19 protein-coding genes are annotated in these 18,367 nt (G+C 71.4%); 14 read left to right on the forward strand and 5 right to left on the reverse strand.

The window, feature by feature from the left end; genetic code table 11:
• Positions 1-187 precede the first annotated feature (187 nt).
• Complete coding sequence (locus tag E9934_RS11290) at positions 188-1,120, forward strand: proline dehydrogenase family protein (protein ID WP_136562986.1); 933 nt, start codon at positions 188-190, stop codon at positions 1,118-1,120.
• 39 nt (positions 1,121-1,159) lie between these two features.
• Positions 1,160-1,972, forward strand: coding sequence for a pyrroline-5-carboxylate reductase (gene proC, locus E9934_RS11295; protein WP_275106629.1), 813 nt, complete (start codon positions 1,160-1,162; stop codon positions 1,970-1,972).
• Between the two features lie 38 nt (positions 1,973-2,010).
• On the opposite strand, the gene E9934_RS11300 is transcribed toward proC, so the two are convergent.
• The gene (locus E9934_RS11300) at positions 2,011-2,718 is read right to left on the reverse strand and encodes an HAD family hydrolase (protein WP_202977268.1); all 708 of its coding nucleotides are present in this window, start codon (positions 2,716-2,718) and stop codon (positions 2,011-2,013) included.
• A gap of 225 nt (positions 2,719-2,943) precedes the next feature.
• Here E9934_RS11300 and E9934_RS11305 point away from each other — a divergent pair, with 225 nt between their 5' ends.
• From E9934_RS11305 to E9934_RS11320, 4 genes are all read left to right on the forward strand, one after another.
• The gene (locus E9934_RS11305; protein WP_136562987.1) at positions 2,944-3,159 is read left to right on the forward strand and encodes a helix-turn-helix domain-containing protein; all 216 of its coding nucleotides are present in this window, start codon (positions 2,944-2,946) and stop codon (positions 3,157-3,159) included.
• Between the two features lie 415 nt (positions 3,160-3,574).
• Positions 3,575-3,676 (forward strand): 30S ribosomal protein bS22, encoded by a 102-nt coding sequence (locus E9934_RS11310; RefSeq protein WP_008356322.1) that lies wholly within the window; start codon positions 3,575-3,577, stop codon positions 3,674-3,676.
• A gap of 75 nt (positions 3,677-3,751) precedes the next feature.
• Positions 3,752-4,834, forward strand: a complete 1,083-nt coding sequence (locus E9934_RS11315; RefSeq protein ID WP_136562988.1) for an NAD-dependent epimerase/dehydratase family protein — start codon at positions 3,752-3,754, stop codon at positions 4,832-4,834.
• A gap of 5 nt (positions 4,835-4,839) precedes the next feature.
• Positions 4,840-6,132: a lysophospholipid acyltransferase family protein gene (locus tag E9934_RS11320; RefSeq protein WP_162851547.1), complete on the forward strand. Its 1,293-nt coding sequence runs from the start codon at positions 4,840-4,842 to the stop codon at positions 6,130-6,132.
• 99 nt (positions 6,133-6,231) lie between these two features.
• On the opposite strand, the gene E9934_RS11325 is transcribed toward E9934_RS11320, so the two are convergent.
• The 3 genes from E9934_RS11325 to E9934_RS11335 form a co-directional block, all read right to left on the reverse strand.
• Entirely contained in the window at positions 6,232-7,359 is a 1,128-nt protein-coding gene (locus E9934_RS11325) for a DUF5667 domain-containing protein (protein WP_238694922.1), read from the reverse strand.
• Positions 7,360-7,492: 133 nt separating this feature from the next.
• Entirely contained in the window at positions 7,493-8,305 is an 813-nt protein-coding gene (locus E9934_RS11330) for a sigma-70 family RNA polymerase sigma factor (protein ID WP_136562990.1), read from the reverse strand.
• Between the two features lie 167 nt (positions 8,306-8,472).
• Positions 8,473-9,354 carry an HAD family hydrolase gene (locus tag E9934_RS11335; protein ID WP_136562991.1) on the reverse strand — a complete coding sequence of 294 codons (882 nt, stop codon included), beginning with the start codon at positions 9,352-9,354 and terminating at the stop codon, positions 8,473-8,475.
• Positions 9,355-9,463: 109 nt separating this feature from the next.
• Here E9934_RS11335 and E9934_RS11340 point away from each other — a divergent pair, with 109 nt between their 5' ends.
• From E9934_RS11340 to E9934_RS11355, 4 genes are read left to right on the forward strand one after another with little or no spacing between them, the layout of a single operon-like run.
• Entirely contained in the window at positions 9,464-11,110 is a 1,647-nt protein-coding gene (locus tag E9934_RS11340) for a class I adenylate-forming enzyme family protein (protein WP_136562992.1), read from the forward strand.
• Complete coding sequence (locus E9934_RS11345; RefSeq protein WP_136562993.1) at positions 11,107-11,367, forward strand: glutaredoxin family protein; 261 nt, start codon at positions 11,107-11,109, stop codon at positions 11,365-11,367. The genes E9934_RS11340 and E9934_RS11345 overlap by 4 nt, the downstream gene beginning before the upstream one ends.
• A gap of 54 nt (positions 11,368-11,421) precedes the next feature.
• Positions 11,422-12,360, forward strand: coding sequence for a glycosyltransferase (locus E9934_RS11350; RefSeq protein WP_136562994.1), 939 nt, complete (start codon positions 11,422-11,424; stop codon positions 12,358-12,360).
• An 18-nt stretch (positions 12,361-12,378) separates the two neighbouring features.
• Complete coding sequence (locus tag E9934_RS11355; protein WP_136562995.1) at positions 12,379-12,843, forward strand: GtrA family protein; 465 nt, start codon at positions 12,379-12,381, stop codon at positions 12,841-12,843.
• Here E9934_RS11355 and E9934_RS11360 read toward each other — a convergent pair.
• Entirely contained in the window at positions 12,755-14,566 is a 1,812-nt protein-coding gene (locus E9934_RS11360; RefSeq protein ID WP_136562996.1) for a DUF6020 family protein, read from the reverse strand. The two genes, E9934_RS11355 and E9934_RS11360, sit on opposite strands and share 89 nt — an antisense overlap.
• A gap of 48 nt (positions 14,567-14,614) precedes the next feature.
• Here E9934_RS11360 and E9934_RS11365 point away from each other — a divergent pair, with 48 nt between their 5' ends.
• Genes E9934_RS11365 through E9934_RS19925 form a run of 4 tightly spaced genes read left to right on the forward strand, consistent with a single transcriptional unit; the run spans position 14,615 to position 18,302 of the window.
• A complete protein-coding gene (locus tag E9934_RS11365; protein WP_136562997.1) occupies positions 14,615-15,229 on the forward strand; it encodes a hypothetical protein in 615 nt (204 codons plus the stop codon).
• Positions 15,226-16,734, forward strand: coding sequence for a hypothetical protein (locus E9934_RS11370; RefSeq protein ID WP_158294985.1), 1,509 nt, complete (start codon positions 15,226-15,228; stop codon positions 16,732-16,734). Before E9934_RS11365 ends, E9934_RS11370 begins: the two co-directional genes overlap by 4 nt.
• 36 nt (positions 16,735-16,770) lie before the next feature.
• Positions 16,771-17,811: a glycosyltransferase family 2 protein gene (locus E9934_RS11375; RefSeq protein WP_136562999.1), complete on the forward strand. Its 1,041-nt coding sequence runs from the start codon at positions 16,771-16,773 to the stop codon at positions 17,809-17,811.
• Positions 17,812-17,837: 26 nt separating this feature from the next.
• A complete protein-coding gene (locus E9934_RS19925) occupies positions 17,838-18,302 on the forward strand; it encodes a GtrA family protein (protein WP_275106630.1) in 465 nt (154 codons plus the stop codon).
• Positions 18,303-18,367: the final 65 nt, after the last annotated feature.

Consider the following 18,367-nt stretch of genomic DNA (forward strand, 5'->3'; position numbering starts at 1 on the left):
CGGCCTCCACCCGGGGAGCCAGTGGTGGCTCCGTACTGACCGGGGAAGAGTCTCGAGGTACTCCCCTCGAGAAGGAGTCTACGGGGCGGGCTCCTGTCACTCCAGCCGCCGCGGATGAGAGTTCTCTCATGGTGCTCGGGAGCCGGCGCGGGGCGTCGGATAGGGAGTCTGTTTGTAGATTCGGGCCATGCGACCGCTCCGGGACTCCCTGCTCTGGCTCTCCCGCAGCGGCACGGTCCGCGGGGCCGTCACGGCGTTCCCGCTGTCGGCGGCGGTGGTCCGCGGCTACGTCCCGGGCGAGACGGCTGCCGAGGCGATCGAGGTCGCACGGCAGCTGGCCGATGAGGGCATCGACACGACGATCGACCATCTCGGCGAGGAGACCCTCGACGAGGAGCAGGCGCGCGCCACGGTCGCGGCCTACGACGACCTGCTCGGCGCGATCGCCGCGGCCGGCCTGCCTGCGCGGGCCGAGGTGTCGGTGAAGCTGACCGCGATCGGCCTGCGGCTCGAGGACGGTGAGCAGGTCGCGCTGGCGAACGCCCGCCGGATCTGTGCGGCGGCCTCCGCGGCCGGCACGACGGTGACGATCGACATGGAGGACCACACGACCACCGACGCGACGCTGCGGATCGTGGCGGCGCTGCGTGAGGAGCATCCCCGCACCGGGGTGGTGCTGCAGGCCTACCTGCATCGCACCGAGGCCGACTGCCGCGCGCTCGCGGGCCCCGGCAGCAGGGTGCGGCTGTGCAAGGGCGCCTATGACGAGCCGGAGGAGGTGGCGTTCAGCGACGCCGGCGACGTCGACCGGTCCTTCGTGCGGTGCCTGAAGGTGCTGATGGCCGGCGAGGGCTACCCGATGATCGCGACCCACGACCCGAGGCTGGTGGAGATCGCCTCCGCCCTGGCCAGCCGCTACGGACGGGCGCTGGGCACCTATGAGTTCCAGATGCTCTACGGCATCCGCCCGCAGGAGCAGCGGCGTCTCGTGGCGGCGGGGGAGCGGATGCGGGTCTACCTCCCCTACGGCCGCGAGTGGTACGGCTACCTGATGCGGCGACTGGCGGAGCGTCCGCAGAACCTGTCACTCTTCCTGACGTCCCTGATCTCGAAGAAGTGAGCTCGAAGAAGTGAGCTCGAAGAAGTGAGCGAGGCCCGCGTGACCACCAGCAGCACCAGGCGCACCGCGGTCGTCGGCGCCGGCGTGATGGGCGAGACCCTGCTGTCCGGCCTGATCCGAGCCGGCCGCAGCGCCGCCGACCTGGTGGTCGTCGAGAAGCGTGAGGAGCGGGCCGCCGAGCTGGCCGAGAGGTACGGCGTCCCGGTGGTCGCCGACGTCGCCGCGGCCGCCGAGGCCGACACCGTCCTGCTGGTGGTCAAGCCGCAGGACATGGCCGACGTGCTCGCCGAGATCGCGCCCGCCCTGCGCCCCGGCCAGCTGCTCGTCTCGCTCGCCGCAGGCATCACCACGAGCTTCATCGAGTCGCACGTGCCCGAGGGCGTGGCCGTCGTACGGGTCATGCCGAACACGCCGGCGCTGGTCGACGAGGGCATGGCGGCGATCTCCGCCGGCACCCATTGCGACGACGCGCACCTGGCGGAGGCGACCGACCTGCTCCGCTCGGTCGGTCGCGTGGTCGAGGTCCCGGAGAAGCAGCAGGACGCCGTCACGGCGATCAGCGGCTCCGGCCCGGCCTATGTCTTCTTCGTCGTGGAGGCGATGATCGAGGCGGGTGTCCACCTGGGCCTGCCCCGGACCGTGGCCCACGAGCTCGCCGTCCAGACCCTCGTCGGCTCGGCGATCATGCTGCGCGAGACCAACGAGCACCCGGCGGTGCTGCGCGAGCAGGTCACCTCGCCGGGCGGTACGACGGCCGCGGCGCTGCGTGAGCTGGAGGTGCACCGCGTGCGCGCGGCCTTCCTCGCCGCCCTCGAGGCGGCCCGGGACCGCTCCCGCGAGCTCGGCAGCTGATCCCAGCGTCAGCCAAGGTCAGCCAAGGTCAGCCTGGATCAGGCGGCGCTCGACCAGCGCAGGTCGGCGAGCGCGCCCACGCGCTGCACCGGCGGGGCGGTGTCGCGGCCGGTGTAGCGGCCGTGCCGGTCGAGCAGCCGGGCCTGCAGACCTGCGGCACGGGCGCCGAGGACGTCGTGGCGCAGGGAGTCGCCGACCATCAGCGTGCGGGACGGCTCGACGCTGAGCCCGGCGCAGGCGGCGTGGTAGGACCGCGGGTCCGGCTTGGCGGCCGGCAGCGCGGAGGAGGCGAACACGGGGACGTCGGTGCGGAGCAGGCCGGTGCGGCGCAGCTTCTCGGTCTGGATGGACTGCTCGCCGTTGGTGAGGATGCCGACCGCGAGGCCCGCGGACACCGCCCGGTCGAGGGTGGCAGCGGCGTCGTCGAACGCCCGCCAGGCCGCTCGGTAGCACCCCAGGAAGCCGGCGAACACGTCGTCGGCCAGCGCGTCGTCGGCCAGGTCCCAGCCCGGGAGGAAGGCGCGGATCCGCACCCGTCGCTGCTCGGCATGGGTCAGCTCGCGCCGCTGGGCCCGCTGATGGTGCCGGGCCTCGAGGGCGAACCACCGCTCGACATGGCCCTCGAGCTCGGCCGGGTGCTCAGCCAGGCCCAGCCCGGCGAGCCAGGTCCGCAGGCCCCGGTCCGCAGCGCCGCGGTGGTCGAACAGGGTGTCGTCCAGGTCGAGGAGCAGCGCCTGGATCGTCATGATCCGCAGTCTGCCAGCGCCCGCCGACACCGCTGCAGGGGTATCACAACGGTGTAGTTCCCGCGCCTCGTGCGGCGTCAGGTCAAGCCGACACGCCGCGTCCCAAAAGTTTCACTAGACAAAGCCTTCCCCATGAGTCACATGCGGCCCTATTCTCACGCAGAGGCGTCCGCAGAATTCACAGTCGGGGAAGGCGGTGACGGACGCGCAGAAAGCGTGGTTGTCATGACTCCTCCTTCGCGTGAGCGTGCCGAGTCCCTCCCGGACCCCAAGTTCCTCACCATCGCCGAGGTCGCCTCGATGATGCGTGTGTCCAAGATGACCGTCTACCGCCTCGTCCACAACGAGGAGCTCCCCGCCGTCCGCGTCGGCCGCTCCTTCCGTGTCACCGAGGACAGCGTCAACGAGTACCTCCGCAAGTCCTATTACTCCGCTGGATAGGCCGAGCGCGTCGCCCTGTCGTGATCGTCCGCACCGCCGCTCGCTTCGCTCGGGCGGCGGAACGGTCACGACGCGGCTTCGCCGCCGGGGCGCCGCGCTGCCGGCCCGCGGTTGTCTCTCGTAGGTCCTGCCGCCGCCTGGAGGCCACCCCTGCGTAGTTCGTGGTGCACGAGGTGCGTGGGTTTCTCGCACGAGGTGCGTTGGTTTCTCTGTCGAGGTGTGGAGGTTTCTCCTCGAGCCCGCTCCGCGCTGCGCCGTACGACGCCCGCGGCTGCTGAGACGTGCGTCCCATCCCGGACGCTGATTCACTGCGCCCACCGACTCCCCGATAGGCTGAGCCGGAGCTCCGGGGACTGCCCGGAGCGCCGTAGCACCGTCGGACGGGCAATCGTCCGACGCATTGGAGAGGTTCCACGTGGGTTCTGTCATCAAGAAGCGCCGTAAGCGCATGGCGAAGAAGAAGCACCGCAAGCTGCTGAAGAAGACGCGCGTCCAGCGTCGCAAGCTCGGCAAGTGAGGCGCGCGGCCCGTCGGGGCCGCGGCCGTCGCCGCGCCTCCGGGCGCGGCGCCTGAGGCGGAGGAGTCGTTGAGGATGAGCGCCGGACGCACGGTCCTGGTCACCGGGGTCTCTCGCGACCTCGGCAGGACGTTCGCGCGCACGCTCGCGACCGACCCGGGCGTCGATCGCGTGATCGGCGTCGACGTCATTCCTCCGCGCGGCGACCTGGGTGATGTCACCTTCGTGCGGGCCGACATCCGCAACCCGGTGATCGCCAAGGTGATCGCCAAGGAGGACGTCGACACCGTCGTCCACATGAGCGTCATCGCCACCCCCGGCTCCGCCGGCGCGCGCGGCACGATGAAGGAGCTCAACGTCATCGGGACGATGCAGCTCCTCGCCGCCTGCCAGAAGTCCGACCAGGTGCGCCAGCTCATCGTGAAGTCCTCGACGACGGCCTATGGCGCGAGCAACCGCGACCCGGCCATGTTCACCGAGGAGATGGAGCCGCGGCGGCCTCCCCGCACCGGCTACGCCAAGGACGTCAGCGAGGTCGAGCGCTACGTGCGCGGCTTCGCCCGCCGCCGGCCCGACGTCGACGTCACGCTGCTGCGCTGCGCCAATGTCATCGGCGCGCGCGTCGTGAGCCCGGTGACCTCGTACTTCCGGCTGCCGGTCGTGCCGACCGTGCTCGGCTACGACCCCCGGTTGCAGTTCCTCCACGAGTCCGACCTCAACCGGGCTCTGCGCCATGCCGTCGTCGCTGGCCGGCCCGGCACCTTCAACATCGCCGGCGACGGGCTGCTGGTCCTGTCCCAGGCGTTGCGCCGGATGGGCCGCGCGAGCGTGCCCCTGCCCGCGTTTGCGTTCGGCGGTCTCGGATCCGCACTCAAGTCGGCCCGTCGTGCCGACCTGTCCCCGGAGCTCGTCTCCTTCCTCACCTACGGTCGCGGGGTCGACACCACTCGCATGCGCACCGAGTTCGGCTTCGAGCCCCACTACTCCACGGCGGGCGCGTTCGAGGAGTTCGCGGCGACCCTGCCGCCCGCGGCCCGTCGGTCGGAGCGCGCGCTCGCTGCGCTCGCCGACCGACTCCCCCCGGTCGACGACGACCGACCCGCCCAGCTCACCGTGGCCCCCGCCTCGCTGGCCGTGGCCCCCGTCCCGGAGGTGTAGGTCCCATGGCTGACGCCGAGATCATCCCGATCGGCACCCGCGGACAGCCCGGCCGCGCCACCGGCACCCGTCCGTCCTCGGCCGCGCGCGGCCTCGCGCCCGGTGCCGCGAAGAAGCCGACCCGCAAGGGCGCGGACGCCGCGGCCCCCACCGAGTCCGCCACTGCCGCAGGCAAGCCCGCTGACACGCGCAAGCCCGCTGACACGCGCAAGCCCGCCGCCCAACGGTCCGCTGCCCCGAAGGCCGCCGCGAAGCCCGCCGCCGAGCCCGCCCCTGCGGCTCCGCGCGACGACGATCCCGTGATCCGCACCGCCTCCCTCCTCGACCCGCCGGCCGCGTCGGCGCTGCCGGAGCAGGCCCGCCCCGCCGCCCGCACCGAGGAGCGCGGCGCCGGCCCGCTTGCCGGGATCCCGATCGGTGACTGGCTCGCCGCCTTCCAGCACGCGGCCCGCGAGCTGTTCGGTGACCAGTGGGAGCCGCAGCTGGCCCGCTTCCTGGCATTCCTGCGGCGACGGGTCACCGGTGACTACGCCGTCGACGAATACGGCTTCGATGCCGAGATCACCGAGCAGTTCTTCATGGCGGCGCTGCGTCCCATCGCCCAGAAGTGGTTCCGCATCGAGGTCCGCGGTGTGGAGAACATCCCGACCACCGGCGGCGCCCTCGTGGTGTCCAACCACTCCGGGACCATCCCGGTCGACGGCCTGATGACGATGGTGTCGATCCACGACCAGACCGGTCGCTTCCTGCGTCCCCTCGGCGCCGACCTCGTCTTCCGCATGCCGGTCGTGGGGACCGTGGCCCGCAAGGGCGGCGCCACGCTGGCGTGCAGCGAGGACGCGGAGCGGATGCTGCGCGGCGGCGAGCTCGTCGGGGTCTGGCCCGAGGGCTTCAAGGGGATCGGCAAGCCGTTCTCCGACCGCTACAAGCTGCAGCGCTTCGGGCGGGGTGGATTCGTCTCCGCCGCTCTGCGCACGGGGGTGCCGATCGTCCCGCTGTCGGTCGTCGGCGCCGAGGAGATTTATCCGTTGGTCGGCAACATCCCGTCGCTGGCCCGCCTGCTCGGGGTGCCCTACATCCCGATCACGCCGTTCTTCCCGCTGCTCGGCCCGCTCGGCCTGGTCCCGCTGCCGTCGAAGTGGCTGCTCGAGTTCGGTGAGCCCATCCGCACCGACGAGTACGACGCCGGAGCGGCCGAGGATCCGATGCTGGTCTTCAACGTGACCGACCAGGTCCGCGAGACCATCCAGCAGACGCTCTACAGCCTGCTGATGCAGCGGCAGTCCGTCTTCCGCTGACCGGGCCAACCGGGCCAACGGGTCCGATGGGCCGTCACGGCCTGCTGGTGCCGATCCGCGACGTGGACCGGCTGACCCTCGCGGGAGCCCGCGCGGGCGTCAGGAGCCGCCGAGCAGCCCGTTGAGGAGGCCGGCGACGCCGCCCGTGAGACCACCGATGACAGTTTCCTCGCCCGCGTCGCCGCCGTTGCCGGTCACGCCGTCGACAGCGCCCTTCACGGTGTCCTTGACCTTGTCGACCGTCTTGTCGATCACGGTCGTCGGGTCGCTGCCGGGGATGTCGGTGACCGTCTCGACGGGCGAGGCGGGCGGCTCCGACTCCTCGGCGGCCGGGGCCGATCCGCCCTTGGTCGGCCGGGAACTCGGGGCGGGACCGGTCGGACGACCCGGGTTGGTCACCGAGGCGGCCGACGGCAGGTCGACGTCGAGCACCGAGCTCAGCGCCTGGGTCGCGAAGTCGGGCAGCTGCGTCACGTCGCCGTCGGCGCAGACCGGGCAGAGCTCGAAGGCCGCGAGGTCGATCTGGCGCACCGTCTGCGTGGCGGTGATGAGCATCGACCGACTGTCCTCGGGGACGAGAGGGCCGAGCGCGCCGAGCAGGTCCATGCTGTCGGCGGCGAAGGAGCGCACGTGCGCGATGGCGTCCTCGTTGCCGGACGTCGCGTAGTCGTCGAGGGCGAACTCGGAGGCCTGCTCGGCCTGGTCGGTGAAGTCCTGCAAGGTCTCGGACACCGCGTCGGCGTCGGCGTCGCGAGCCGTCAGCTCCTGGACCTCGGACAGGCGGGCCTCGGCGTGCGAGATGAGCGTGTCGGCCTTGCCGGCCCCGTCGGACTGCAGGTTGGTCTGGGCGTTCTCGATCGCCCGCTTGATCGGATAGAGCACGTCGCCGGGCAGGGCGTCCTGCGCGGCCATTGCCATGGAGCCGGTCGCGGAGACGACGGCGAAGCCGCCGACGACGGCAGCGAGGCGGCGCTCGCGGGAGCCACGGCGCTGACGCGGGGTCAGTCGGGCGGCGAGGTCGTCCTCGACCCGTGCCGGCTCACGCTCGGCGGCAGCCACCAGCTGGGTGCGCAGGGACGTGACGAACTCGGGACGCGCGGTCGGTGCCGGCACGGCGCGCAGCGCGGCGACGAGCTCGAGCAGGTCTGCCCGATCACCGGGCTCGCCCTTGCCCGACACGAGCGCGTGGAACTCGTCCGCGCCTCGGGACCAGCCGTTGCCCCGCATCACCGTGACCACCCTCGCATCGCGCTTCGCCGCAACGTGGTCGCGACGACCTCGTTGCCCTGTCGAAGGTCCAACGACCTGGAGACGGTGCTGGTTACGGTGCGACCGGTCACTCCGGCATAGTCCGAACGGATCATCGCAATCCCTCCGGCATCAGCTTGGCGAGGTTGCGCACGCCGCGCAGCTGGAGCTGCTTGATCGCGCCGTCGCTGCGCCCGAGGGCGGCCGCGGTCTCCGCGATGCTCATGCCCTGCAGGAATCGCATGATGAGGCAGTCGCGCTGCTCGTTGGGCAACTGGGTCAGCGCCTCGAGCAGGATCTCGTTGGTCAGGCTGGCGAGGACGGCGTTCTCCGGTCCCTCGGTCGCGTCGTCGTGCTGACCCATGTCCTCGGTGGTCATCTCGAGGCGCGTGCGACCGGCCTTGAAGTGGTCCGTCGCCAGGTTGCGGGCGATCGTCATCAGCCAGGCGCCGAAGTCCTTGCCCTGCCAGCGGAAGGACGACATGTTGCGCAGCGCACGGAAGAAGGTCTCCGAGCACAGGTCCTCGGCGACCACGACCGAGCGGGTCCGGTAGTAGAGGAAGCGGTAGACCGACGGCTGGTAGTGGTCATAGAGCAGACCGAAGGCCTCGGCGTCGCCGCCACGGGCGAGCTCGACCAGCCCGATCAGCCGCTCGCGCGCCTCGGCCGAGTCCTCCGAGGAGGTGGCCAGCGTCGCGTCGCCGTAGTCGCTCGGGGATCCCGCGGCACGGTCGAACCCGTCCTCGGCGGGTAACTCGGCGCGCGCCTCGCTCAGCAGCCAGTGGCTGCCCGGGCGGGCGGGCGCTGCGGACGTGGCCGCACCGGAGAGCGCGAGTGCCGGGGTGAGGTCCGGGGCCAGGGCGGCGAGCACGGCAGCGCGCAGCGCGTCGAGACCACGCTCGAGATCGCTGCGTTGCCAGCCCATGACGAGCCCCTCCCTTTTCTCCCCCGGGGGCGATCCTACGTCCCCCCAGGCCGTCATGGTGCGGAAACCGATATCCGGTCGACCAGGATTCAGCCTGTTTCTCCCCACCCGAATTGACTACGTCGGGTGGCTCCGGCCGCGCCTGCTGCGCAGCGTGGGCAACCCGCTCAGCGGCCCCGCAGCTGCCGGCGTACGACGGCCGCGGCCACCGCTGCGCCGGTGGTCGCGGAGCCGAGGACCAGGCCGGCGCGCGCCGCCTTGCGGCCGGTCCGGTAGTCGTGGATCCGCCACCCCTGGGCGCGGGCGTGGGCGCGCAGCTTCGCGTCCGGGTTGATCGCGCACGGGTCGCCGACGAGGCCGAGCATGGGCAGGTCGTTGGCGGAGTCGCTGTAGGCGGAGCAGAGCGCGAGGTCGAGGCCTTCGCGCTCGGCGAGCGCGGTCACCGCGACGGCCTTGGCCGGTCCGTGCAGCATGTCGCCGACCAGGCCGCCGGTGTAGACACCATCGACGTGCTCGGCCACCGTGCCGAGCGCGCCGGTCAGCCCGAGGCGGCGCGCGATCAGGCTGGCGATCTCGATGGGGGCGGCCGTGACGAGCCAGACCCGCTGGCCCTGGTCGAGGTGCATCTGTGCCAGCGCACGGGTCCCGGGCCAGATCCGGTGGGCCATCGCCTCGTCGAAGATCTCCTCGCCGATCTCCTCGAGCTCGGCGACGGTGTGCCCGGCGATGAATGCCAGGGCGGAGTTGCGGGCCTCGGCCACGTGCTCGGGGTCCTCGACGCCGGCGATGCGGAAGTAGGCCTGCTTCCAGGCGGCACCGACCAGGTCGCGGGTGGTGAAGAAGTCGCGGCGGTAGAGACCGCGCGCGAGGTGGAAGATGCTCGCCCCCTGCATCACGGTGTTGTCGACGTCGAAGAAGGCCGCGGCCCTCGGGTCGGCGGGCGTGCTGAGGGCCGACTCGACCTCGGCTGCGGCAGCTGCGGCCTCACCGGCGAGCTTCGACCGTTGCGTGAGGTCCAGACGTCGGGGCCGGTCGGTGGGCGGTGCCATGGGCTCACTCTAGGGAAGCACTGACCAATGGCGCGGCGCGCAGTAGGCGGGAATGGTCAGTGGTTCCCTGAGAGAGGGCGGGCGCCGGGCCGAGGCATAGGATCGGCCCATGTCGCCGGAGGACGCCGTCGTGCCCGAGGAGCCAACGGTCCCCGGAGTGCCCGACATCGCGGCGCTGGTCGCCGCGGCCGCCCACGACGTCCCGGACCGCCTGGCCGTCGTGGAGGCCGAGGGGCGCGCGCTGACGTGGGCCGAGCTCGACACCGAGGTCGACCGGATCGCGACCGGGCTGGGCGCACTCGGCATCCGCGCCGGTCAGCGGATCATGCTCGCCCTCGGCAACCGCCTCGAGTTCGTCACGACCTATCTCGCCGTCCTGCGTGCCCAGGCCGTGGCCGTGCCGGTCAACCCGGGCTCCACCGCGGAGGAGATCGCCCGGATGATCGCGGACTCGGTCTCCCGCCTCGTGGTCGCCGATCCGGTCTCCCTGACGGCGGTCCGCGCTGCCGTCGACGCACCGTCCCAGGGTCCCGCCGGCCCCGCGGAAGGGCCGCAGGTCGTCGTCGTGGCCGCGGACGCCCGCGCCGGTGAGCGGGCCCACGACGAGCTGCGGGCCGAGACCGTCCGGGCGGTTCCCGCGTTGCCGGATCCCGAGAAGCTGGCCGTCCTGCTCTACACCAGCGGTACGTCGGGCGTGCCCCGCGCCGCCATGCTGACCCACCGCGCGCTGCTGGCGAACGTGGCCCAGGTCGCCGCGGTGGAGCCGCCCATGATCCACGCCGACGACGTGGTGCTCGGCGTCCTGCCGCTCTTCCATGTCTACGGCCTCGGTGCCGTGCTCGGTGGGGTGATCCAGCACCGGGCAAAGCTGGTCCTGACCGAACGGTTCGACCCGGAGGGCACCCTCGACCTGATCGAGGACGAGGCCTGCAGCGTCGTGCCCGTCGCTCCGCCCGTCTTCGCTGCCTGGCGCGACCTCGACGCCCTCGCCGAGCGGCTCGGTCCCGTGCGGATGATCCTCTCCGGATCGGCGCCGCTCCCGGCCGAGACGGTCGAGGAATTCACCGCCCTCAGCGGCATCCCGGTCCATCAGGGCTATGGCCTCACCGAGGCCTCGCCCGTCGTCACCAGCACGCTGCTGTCGCCGCACCCCCGGCCCGGGTCCGTCGGGGCAGCGCTGCCCGGCATCGACCTCCGGCTCGTCGACGAGGACGGGCAGACCTTCGACGCCGCCGAGGCCGACGACCCCGGCGAGATCCAGGTCCGCGGCGCCAACCTCTTCAGCGGCTACTGGCCCGACGGTGCCGACGGCCCCGACGCCGACGGCTGGTGGTCCACCGGCGACGTCGGCTTCCTCGACGCCGCCGGCGACCTCTACCTGGTCGACCGGGTCAAGGAGCTCGTCATCGTCTCCGGCTTCAACGTCTATCCCAGCGAGGTGGAGGCAGTGGTCCGCGAGGTCGCCGGAGTGCGCGCCGCCGCCGTCGTCGGCGCACCCGACGACCGGACCGGGGAGACGGTCGTCGCCTATGTCGTCGCCGACCCGGAGGCGGCCGATCCCGGCACGCTCCCCGCGGCCGTCGACGCTTCGTGCGCGGAGCGGCTGGCGCCGTACAAGAGGCCGACGCGGGTCGAGGTCGTCGACGCGCTGCCGCGCACGGTCACCGGCAAGGTGCGCAAGGCCATGTTGCGTGGTCAGTTGGGTGGTCAGCAGCGCGGTCAGCTGCGCCGCGCCCAGGGGGATCTGCTCGGATGACCGCGCGGGTCACGCTCTATGGCCGCCCGGGCTGTCACCTCTGCGACGACGCCCGCGCCGTCATCGAGGCGGTGTGCGCCGAGCTGGGCGAGGCGTACGTCGAGGTGTCGATCGATGACGATCCCGAGCTGGCGCAGCGTTTCGGCGAGGAGATCCCGGTGACCTTCGTCGACGGTCGCCAGCACGACTTCTGGCGCGTCGACGCTCAGCGACTGCGGCGCGCCCTCAGCGGCGAGCAAGGGATGCGGACGGAGTAGGGTCGGCCCGCGAACGACGGCATCCCGACCGACGACTGATCCCCGAGAGGCGCGATGAACTTCGACGAGCTGGAGATCGCAGCGATCGTCCCGTGCCACAACGAGGAGCTCACGGTCGCGGCTGTGGTTCGCGACCTGCGTGCGGCGCTCCCGTCGGCGACGATCTACGTCTACGACAACAACTCCACCGACCGCACGGCCGAGGTCGCGGCCGAGGCAGGTGCCGTGGTCCGGTCGGAGACGCGCAAGGGCAAGGGCAATGTCGTCCGGCGCGCCTTCGCCGACATCGAGGCCGACGTCTACCTCATGATCGACGGCGACGACACCTACGATGCGGCCGCGGCTCCGCAGCTGGTCGAGAAGCTGGTCTCCGGGCCCTACGACCACGTGGTCGGCTGCCGTGTCGACACCCAGGAGGAGAGCAGCTACCGCCCCGGGCATGCGTGGGGCAACAAGATGTTCAACCGGGTCACCAGCATGGCGTTCGGCGAGCCGGTCAGCGACATGCTGTCGGGCTACCGCGCGTTCTCCCGGCGCTACATCAAGTCCTTCCCCGCGAACTCCGAGGAGTTCGAGATCGAGACCGAGCTGACCATCCACGCCGCCAACCTCCGGGTGCCGCAGGCGGAGGTCGCGGTCGGCTTCAAGGACCGTCCCGAGGGCTCGGAGTCCAAGCTCAACACCTTCAGCGACGGCTTCAAGATCCTGGGCCTGCTCGGTCACCTGCTGCTGCACGAGCGGCCGTTGCTGGTCTTCGGGCTGATCAGCCTGCTGTCCACGCTGGTCGGTCTCGGCCTGGGCCTGCCCGTCGTGGCGGACTACCTGCGCACCGGCGAGGTCGATCGATTCCCGACGGCGATCCTGGCGTCGTCGCTGGTGCTCATCGGCGTGCTGCTGATGGGGGTCGGGATGGTCCTCAACGGCGTCCTCCGCGGACGCCAGGAGGTCCGGCGGCTGTTCTACCTGCAGCTGCCCGCCGCGCCGCGCCCGTGAGCGCCTCGTGATCCCGTCATGAGTCCGAGGATCGGCTCGCGCAGCTTCGACCGCTACGTGCTGGTCGGCCTCGCCAACACGGCGCTCGACCTGCTGATCTTCTCGTTCCTGTCGCTGGTCGTCGACCTGCCGGTCGTCGCGGCCAACGCGATCTCGACCGTGGTCGTGATGACGATCAGCTTCTTCGTCAACCGGGCCTGGGTCTTCCGCTCCGATGCCGGCGGCCTCGGCGCCTACGTGCGCTTCGCCGGGGTCACCCTGTTCACCGGGCTGCTCGTGCAGTCGTTGGTGATCGTGTCCGTGCTCGCCGCGTGCGACGCCGTCGTCCCTTCGCTGGCCGAGGAGATCGCCGAGCCGGGGGCCAAGCTGACCGCCATGGCGGTCGGGATGGTCGTCAACTACCTCGGCTATCGGTGGGTGTTCGCGCGGAGCCGTCCGGATCATCCGACGGCTGACGATCGTCGATCGCCATCAGCAGGATGACGATGGCCAGGCCGTAGGTGAAGCCCAGTGCATAGCGACCCCCGGCACTGAGCGGCGACATCACCACGATCCCGATCTGCAGGGCGAACGGCATCGCCCACAGCCAGGAGAACCGACGCCCGACCGCGATGGCGGCGGCACAGATCAGCACGAGCAGCACCGTGCGCAGCGAGTGCGACAGCAGCGGTCGGCAGGCCATCTCGTCGTAGCAGTCGTAGGCCTCGTCCCGCACGGCCGTGCGCGGTCCCTTGTTGAAGTCCACGGGCGCCAGCTGATGGTCGCCGACCGTCCGCTCGTAGGTGCCCGACCACGGCGGGTACCAGTTGGTGCCGCGGTCGAGCGGGTCGAGGTAGCGGTAGGACTTCATCACCAGCGCGTCGAGGAAGGTGTCCGGGTGCTCGGCCCCGGCCCGCAGCCAGATGCCGGTGAAGTCGTCCCAGTCCTCCGGCTGCACCGTCTTGTACTTGAAGCTCTCGGTCTTGCGGTCGAAGGGACCGCTCGACTTCACCGGGTCGGAGATGTCCGGATCGAACGCCTCGGCCATCGCCTCGAGGTCGAAGATCCGCGACAGTGCTGCGCGGTCCTCGTCGGAGAGCGCGTCCGGGTGCTCCTTGAGGATGAGCGCGAGCTGCTGCAGCTGGACGCCCTTCGTCTCGATCGGGTCGGACGGGATGATCAGGCCGGTCCCGACGGCGAGGGAGACGGTGCCGTGGACCAGCAGGCCGGGCACGGCCATGACGGCCAGCGGTGCCCACCTGCCGCGACGCACACCGAGCATGATCAGCGCCTGCGCCAGCAGGATCATCCAGCCGAACAGCACCGCGACGGCGAACACCAGAGACACCAGGGTCGTCTCGACGTACCACCGGCGCCCGACCGGCTCGGGGGAGTGGACGTACTGCGCGACCAGCGCCAGCCACCACACCAGGGCGGCCGCGAACAGCTGGTTCTTGCTGTGGGACATCGACCACATCGCGATCAGCGGTGAGCCGGCGACGATGGCGAACGCGGCGGCGCGGACCTTCCAGCTCTGGACCAGCGGCCCGAGGATCGAGAACGCGCGACCGAACGCGGCCAGGGTGAAGAGGAGCGAGACGGTGCTGATGACGAACACCGCCGGCATCAGGCTCCCGAACAATGTGATGCTGACCTTCGAGACGCCGCCGTAGTAGAGCATCAGGAAGAAGTTGTGGTGGTTGGACCAGATCCGCTCACCATCGGGCAGCAGGTAGTGCGACGTCGGGTAGGCCTCGTAGGGCGCGATGATCTCGTCGTTGAAGTCCGAGCGCTGCAGCAGGAACTCGCCGATCATCCGCGCGAAGTCCGGGTTCGGCTGACCGGGGTAGGACGTCAGGATCCACGGAAGCCAGAGGATCGCGATGGCGATCGCGGCCCGGTACCAGCGGGAGAACACCCACTCCATCAGCCGCGCGACCCGCGTCGACCACCGCCCGACGGGTTCGGTCGCGGCGACGCCCTCCCGCCACCGCGACATCCACGCGCACAGCCACCGGAACGCCACGCCGTAGAAGGCCAGGCAGGCGAGCCACAGCAGGACCGACCACACCGGCTCGGCCCGGACCTCGGCAGTGATGAGGCGATAGGGCGATCCGTCGATCCGGAGGATGCGGTGGATCAGGCCGATCGCGGTGGCGGTCGCCACCACGACGACGACGAGCCACCCGGCCACCACGGCGGAGCGCTTCGAGAGGCCGGCGAGCATGCCGGGGAGTGTAAGGCGTGCCGGGCCGCGGTCTATCCTCGGCGGATCATGACCACGCTCGTCCGCAGGTGGCCGGTCGGCCGCGGCGCCCTGACGGCGGCCCTCGCCGTGGTCGCGCTGGTCCTGTTGTTCCTGGGCCCCACCTTCGGCCGGGCCGAGCCCGACCACAACTACCGCCCCCCGCTGCCCGTGGACGCGATCGAGAGCGGCTGCTACCCGTTGCCGGGTGGCGCCCGGCTGGACGGACTGGCCTACCAGGTCCGTCGGGACACGGACGTCACGACCGCAGCGGGGGAGCGTCGGCGGCTGCGCGGGCACTACGACCTCGTCGACCGCGGGGAGGCTCAGCGGCTCCTGGTCGAGGCCTTCCGGTCCGTGGGCTTCACCCTCGTCCCCGAGGTTGCTGAAGACGCCGGGGACACCGGCAGCCATCCCGATGGCGGCTCCGGCGCAGTGCAGCTGCGCGCGGACGGCGAGACCGTCCGCATCACCGTGCGCGAGCTCCCGGACACCGATGCCGAGACCCTCGTCCGCGGCGAGTTCGTGCTGGACCTCCCCGTGGTCGCGGTGGCCCGGCCGGACGACCCGACGTGCGACCGGCCGTCGTCCACCAAGCGCTGGCCGGTGCCGTCGCTGTCGTCGAGCTGGGCGAGCCTGTGGTGACGCGCTGGCCCGCCCGCCTGCCCGTCCGGCCCGGCCAGACCGGGCTGCGGGCCGACGTACTCCTCGGCTGGCTGGTCGCGGCGCACGTCGTGATGAAGGTCCTGATCTATCCGCTCGTCCTGAACGCCGAGCCGTTCGGTGACGAGGCGGCCTATCTCGACGGCGGCATGGCGATGTCGAACCTGCTGCGTGACGTCGTCGCCTTCACCGCGCCCGACACCACCGAGCTGGAGCTCAACGTCGTCGGGTCGGCGTGGTTCATGCCCGGCATGCCCGTCCTGCTCGCCCCGCTCTACCTGCTCTTCCCCGACGCCCCGATCTGGCTCGTCCGCGGCTATCTCGGCCTGGTCACCCTGATGCTCTTCCTGGCCGTCGTCCGGTCCGTACGACGACGCCTGGGAGCGCGTTGGGCCTGCGTCGTCGTCGTGTTGCCGGGGCTCGTCCCGAGCTGGGTCGTCTTCACCTACGGCGCGTGGGGCGACCTGTGTGCCGGCCTCGTCCTCGTCCTGCTCCTGCTCCGCCTCGTCGACCTCGTCCGCGGCCTCCGGGCGGGCGAGGCGCCCAGCCTGCGAGCGGGCCTGGTGCTCGGGCTGCAGGCGATCGCCGTCCTCTACCTGCGGTCGAGCACCTCGGCGTTGCTGGCGGGCCTGGGGGCGGCCACGCTGGTGGCGGCGTCGGTGATGCTGCGCGGGCGGGTCCGGTGGCGTGGCCTCGCCGCGGCGGCCCTCGCCGGTGCGACCTTCGCGGCCCTGCTCGCACCTTGGTCGATCTTCGCGTCACGGACCCTCGACGCGCGGGTCCTCACGACCACGACCGTCCCGACCGTCCTCGCCAACACCTTCGGCGACCCCGACGAGCTCTGCTTCGGACGGTGCGACCCCGGCAGCACGATGTGGTTCGCGCCGCTGCGCTATGCCCGCGAGGTGGGGCGGGCGACCGACACCAGTGAGGTCGAGGTCCTCCAGGTGATGTCGGACCACGCGATGCGCGACGTGGGACCGGAGCGCTACTTCGACGGGGTCGCGCACAACCTGGCCGCCTACACGCTGCAGCCGACGAACTTCAACGGCTACCTCGCCCCGCCCGAGGGGCGCGGTCTCGTCGGCACCGTCGGCCAGCTGGTCGCCGACGTCCTGACGTGGGTGCTCTACGTCCCGCTGATGCTGATCGGTCTGGTGTCGTTGCTCTTCCATGCCCGCCGCAGCGTCGAGGCCCGGATCCTGGACATCGTGACGAAGCTGGCGATCGGTGGCCTGCTGCTCCAGCTCTTCGTCCACCTCGCCGGCGGCCGCTACTGGGCGACCGCGGCCATCCCGCTCGGGATCGCGGCCGTCTCGTTCCTTCGCGAGCGGCAGCTGGCCGGGTCCGACGGGCCGCCCCCGCCGCCGGACGACGTAGGTCCCTCCGACGAGGTCCTGGTGCGGTGGCTCGGTCGGGTGCAGGGACTGCTCCGTGCCGCCACGACCGGGGTCGTCGTCGTCCTCGCCGTCGCCGTCGTGCTCTGATCCGTCGTCGCCCGCACTCATCTAGGGTTGCCTCCCATGGAGCAGCGGCAGTCTGGACCACGCCGGATCGCGTACGTCCTCCCGGTCTACAACGAGGCCGAGGGCATCGACGCGTTCCATGCAGCCCTCGTCGTGGCGACCAGCACTCGCCCCGATCTCGAGTTCGAGTTCGTCTATGTCGACGACGGCAGCCGGGACGCATCAGTCGAGCGGCTGATCGGCCTGCGGGAGCAGGACCCGCGGGTCACGATGCTCCAGTTCTCCCGCAACTTCGGGCACCAGATCGCGGTGACGGCCGGGCTCGACCTGATCGCGGAGACCCGCACCGCCGACGCGGTCATCGTCATGGACACCGACCTCCAGGACCCGCCCCGAGTCAGCGTCGAGATGATCGAGCGCTGGGAGGCCGGGGCAGAGGTCGTCTTCGCGCAGCGACGCACGCGCAAGGACACTGCGTTCAAGCGGGCCACGGCGTGGGGCTTCTACTGGGTCCTGGACCGCATGGCGGCCGTCGAGATCCCACGCAACGTCGGCGACTTCCGGCTGATGGATGCGCGCGTGGTGGCCGAGATCTCCCGCTACCGCGAGCACGACCGCTTCCTGCGTGGCATCGTCGCGCACGTCGGGTTCCGGCAGGAGCCGCTGCTCTTCGACCGCGACGAGCGCTTCGCGGGCGAGACCGGCTATCCCCTCCGCAAGATGCTCAGCTTCGCCGCGAGCGGCATCCTGGGGTTCTCCACGACGCCGCTGAAGATGATCTCCCGGCTCGGCTACGTCATCTCGGCCCTCAGCGTGCTGATGGCGCTCTACGCGCTCTTCGTCCGGCTCTTCCGGCCCGAGGACTCCGTGCCCGGATGGGCCTTCCTGGGTGTCGGCATGTTCATGCTCAGCGGGATCCAGCTGGTGATGATGGGGGTCATCGGCAGCTATCTGGGACGGGTCTACGTCGAGTCGCAGGACCGACCGCTCTACACCCTGGCGATGGTGGCCCGGGAGAGCGGACGCGACGGGACCCACCGCGGGCCCGAGCGCCGCCGCCACCGAGACGTGGCCGCCCAGCCCGGGTTCGGGCCCTGAGCGGTCACGCGCGGCGCTCGACGGTCCTGCGGTTCGCCGCGGTCGGGATCTGCAACACCGCGATCGACGCCGTCCTGTTCGTGCTGCTGCACGACGACCTCGGCATCGCGCTCGCCAACCTCGTCTCGACGAGCGCCGGCATGGTGTTCAGCTTCGTCGTCAACGGCCTCTTCACCTTCTCCGCCGGCCGCCTGACGCTGCGCGACGCGCTCCTCTTCGTCGCCAGCACGGGGCTGGTGATGTGGGTGGCGCAGCCGCTGCTCATCCACGGCTGGCTGTGGCTGCTGGAGCGGGGCCCCGAGGTGACCTTGGGTGCGATGGCGGCGGACGACGTACGCCTGTGGGGAGCGAAGCTCGCCTCGATCGCGTGCAGCCTGGTGCTGAACTTCCTCGCCTACCGGTTCGTCGTCTGGCCTCACCGCCCGGCCGCGGGGACGGGGCCGGGGACGAAGCCGGGGACGGAGCCGGGGACGAAGCCGGGGACGCAGTAGCGCGCCAGTCCTACCACGGCCCTCCCCAAGCAGGTGAAGGGCCCCTCTGTCCAATTTGGTTCGCA

It is taken from the genome of Nocardioides caeni (assembly GCF_004912195.1).
Taxonomy (GTDB): Bacteria; Actinomycetota; Actinomycetes; order Propionibacteriales; family Nocardioidaceae; genus Nocardioides; species Nocardioides caeni.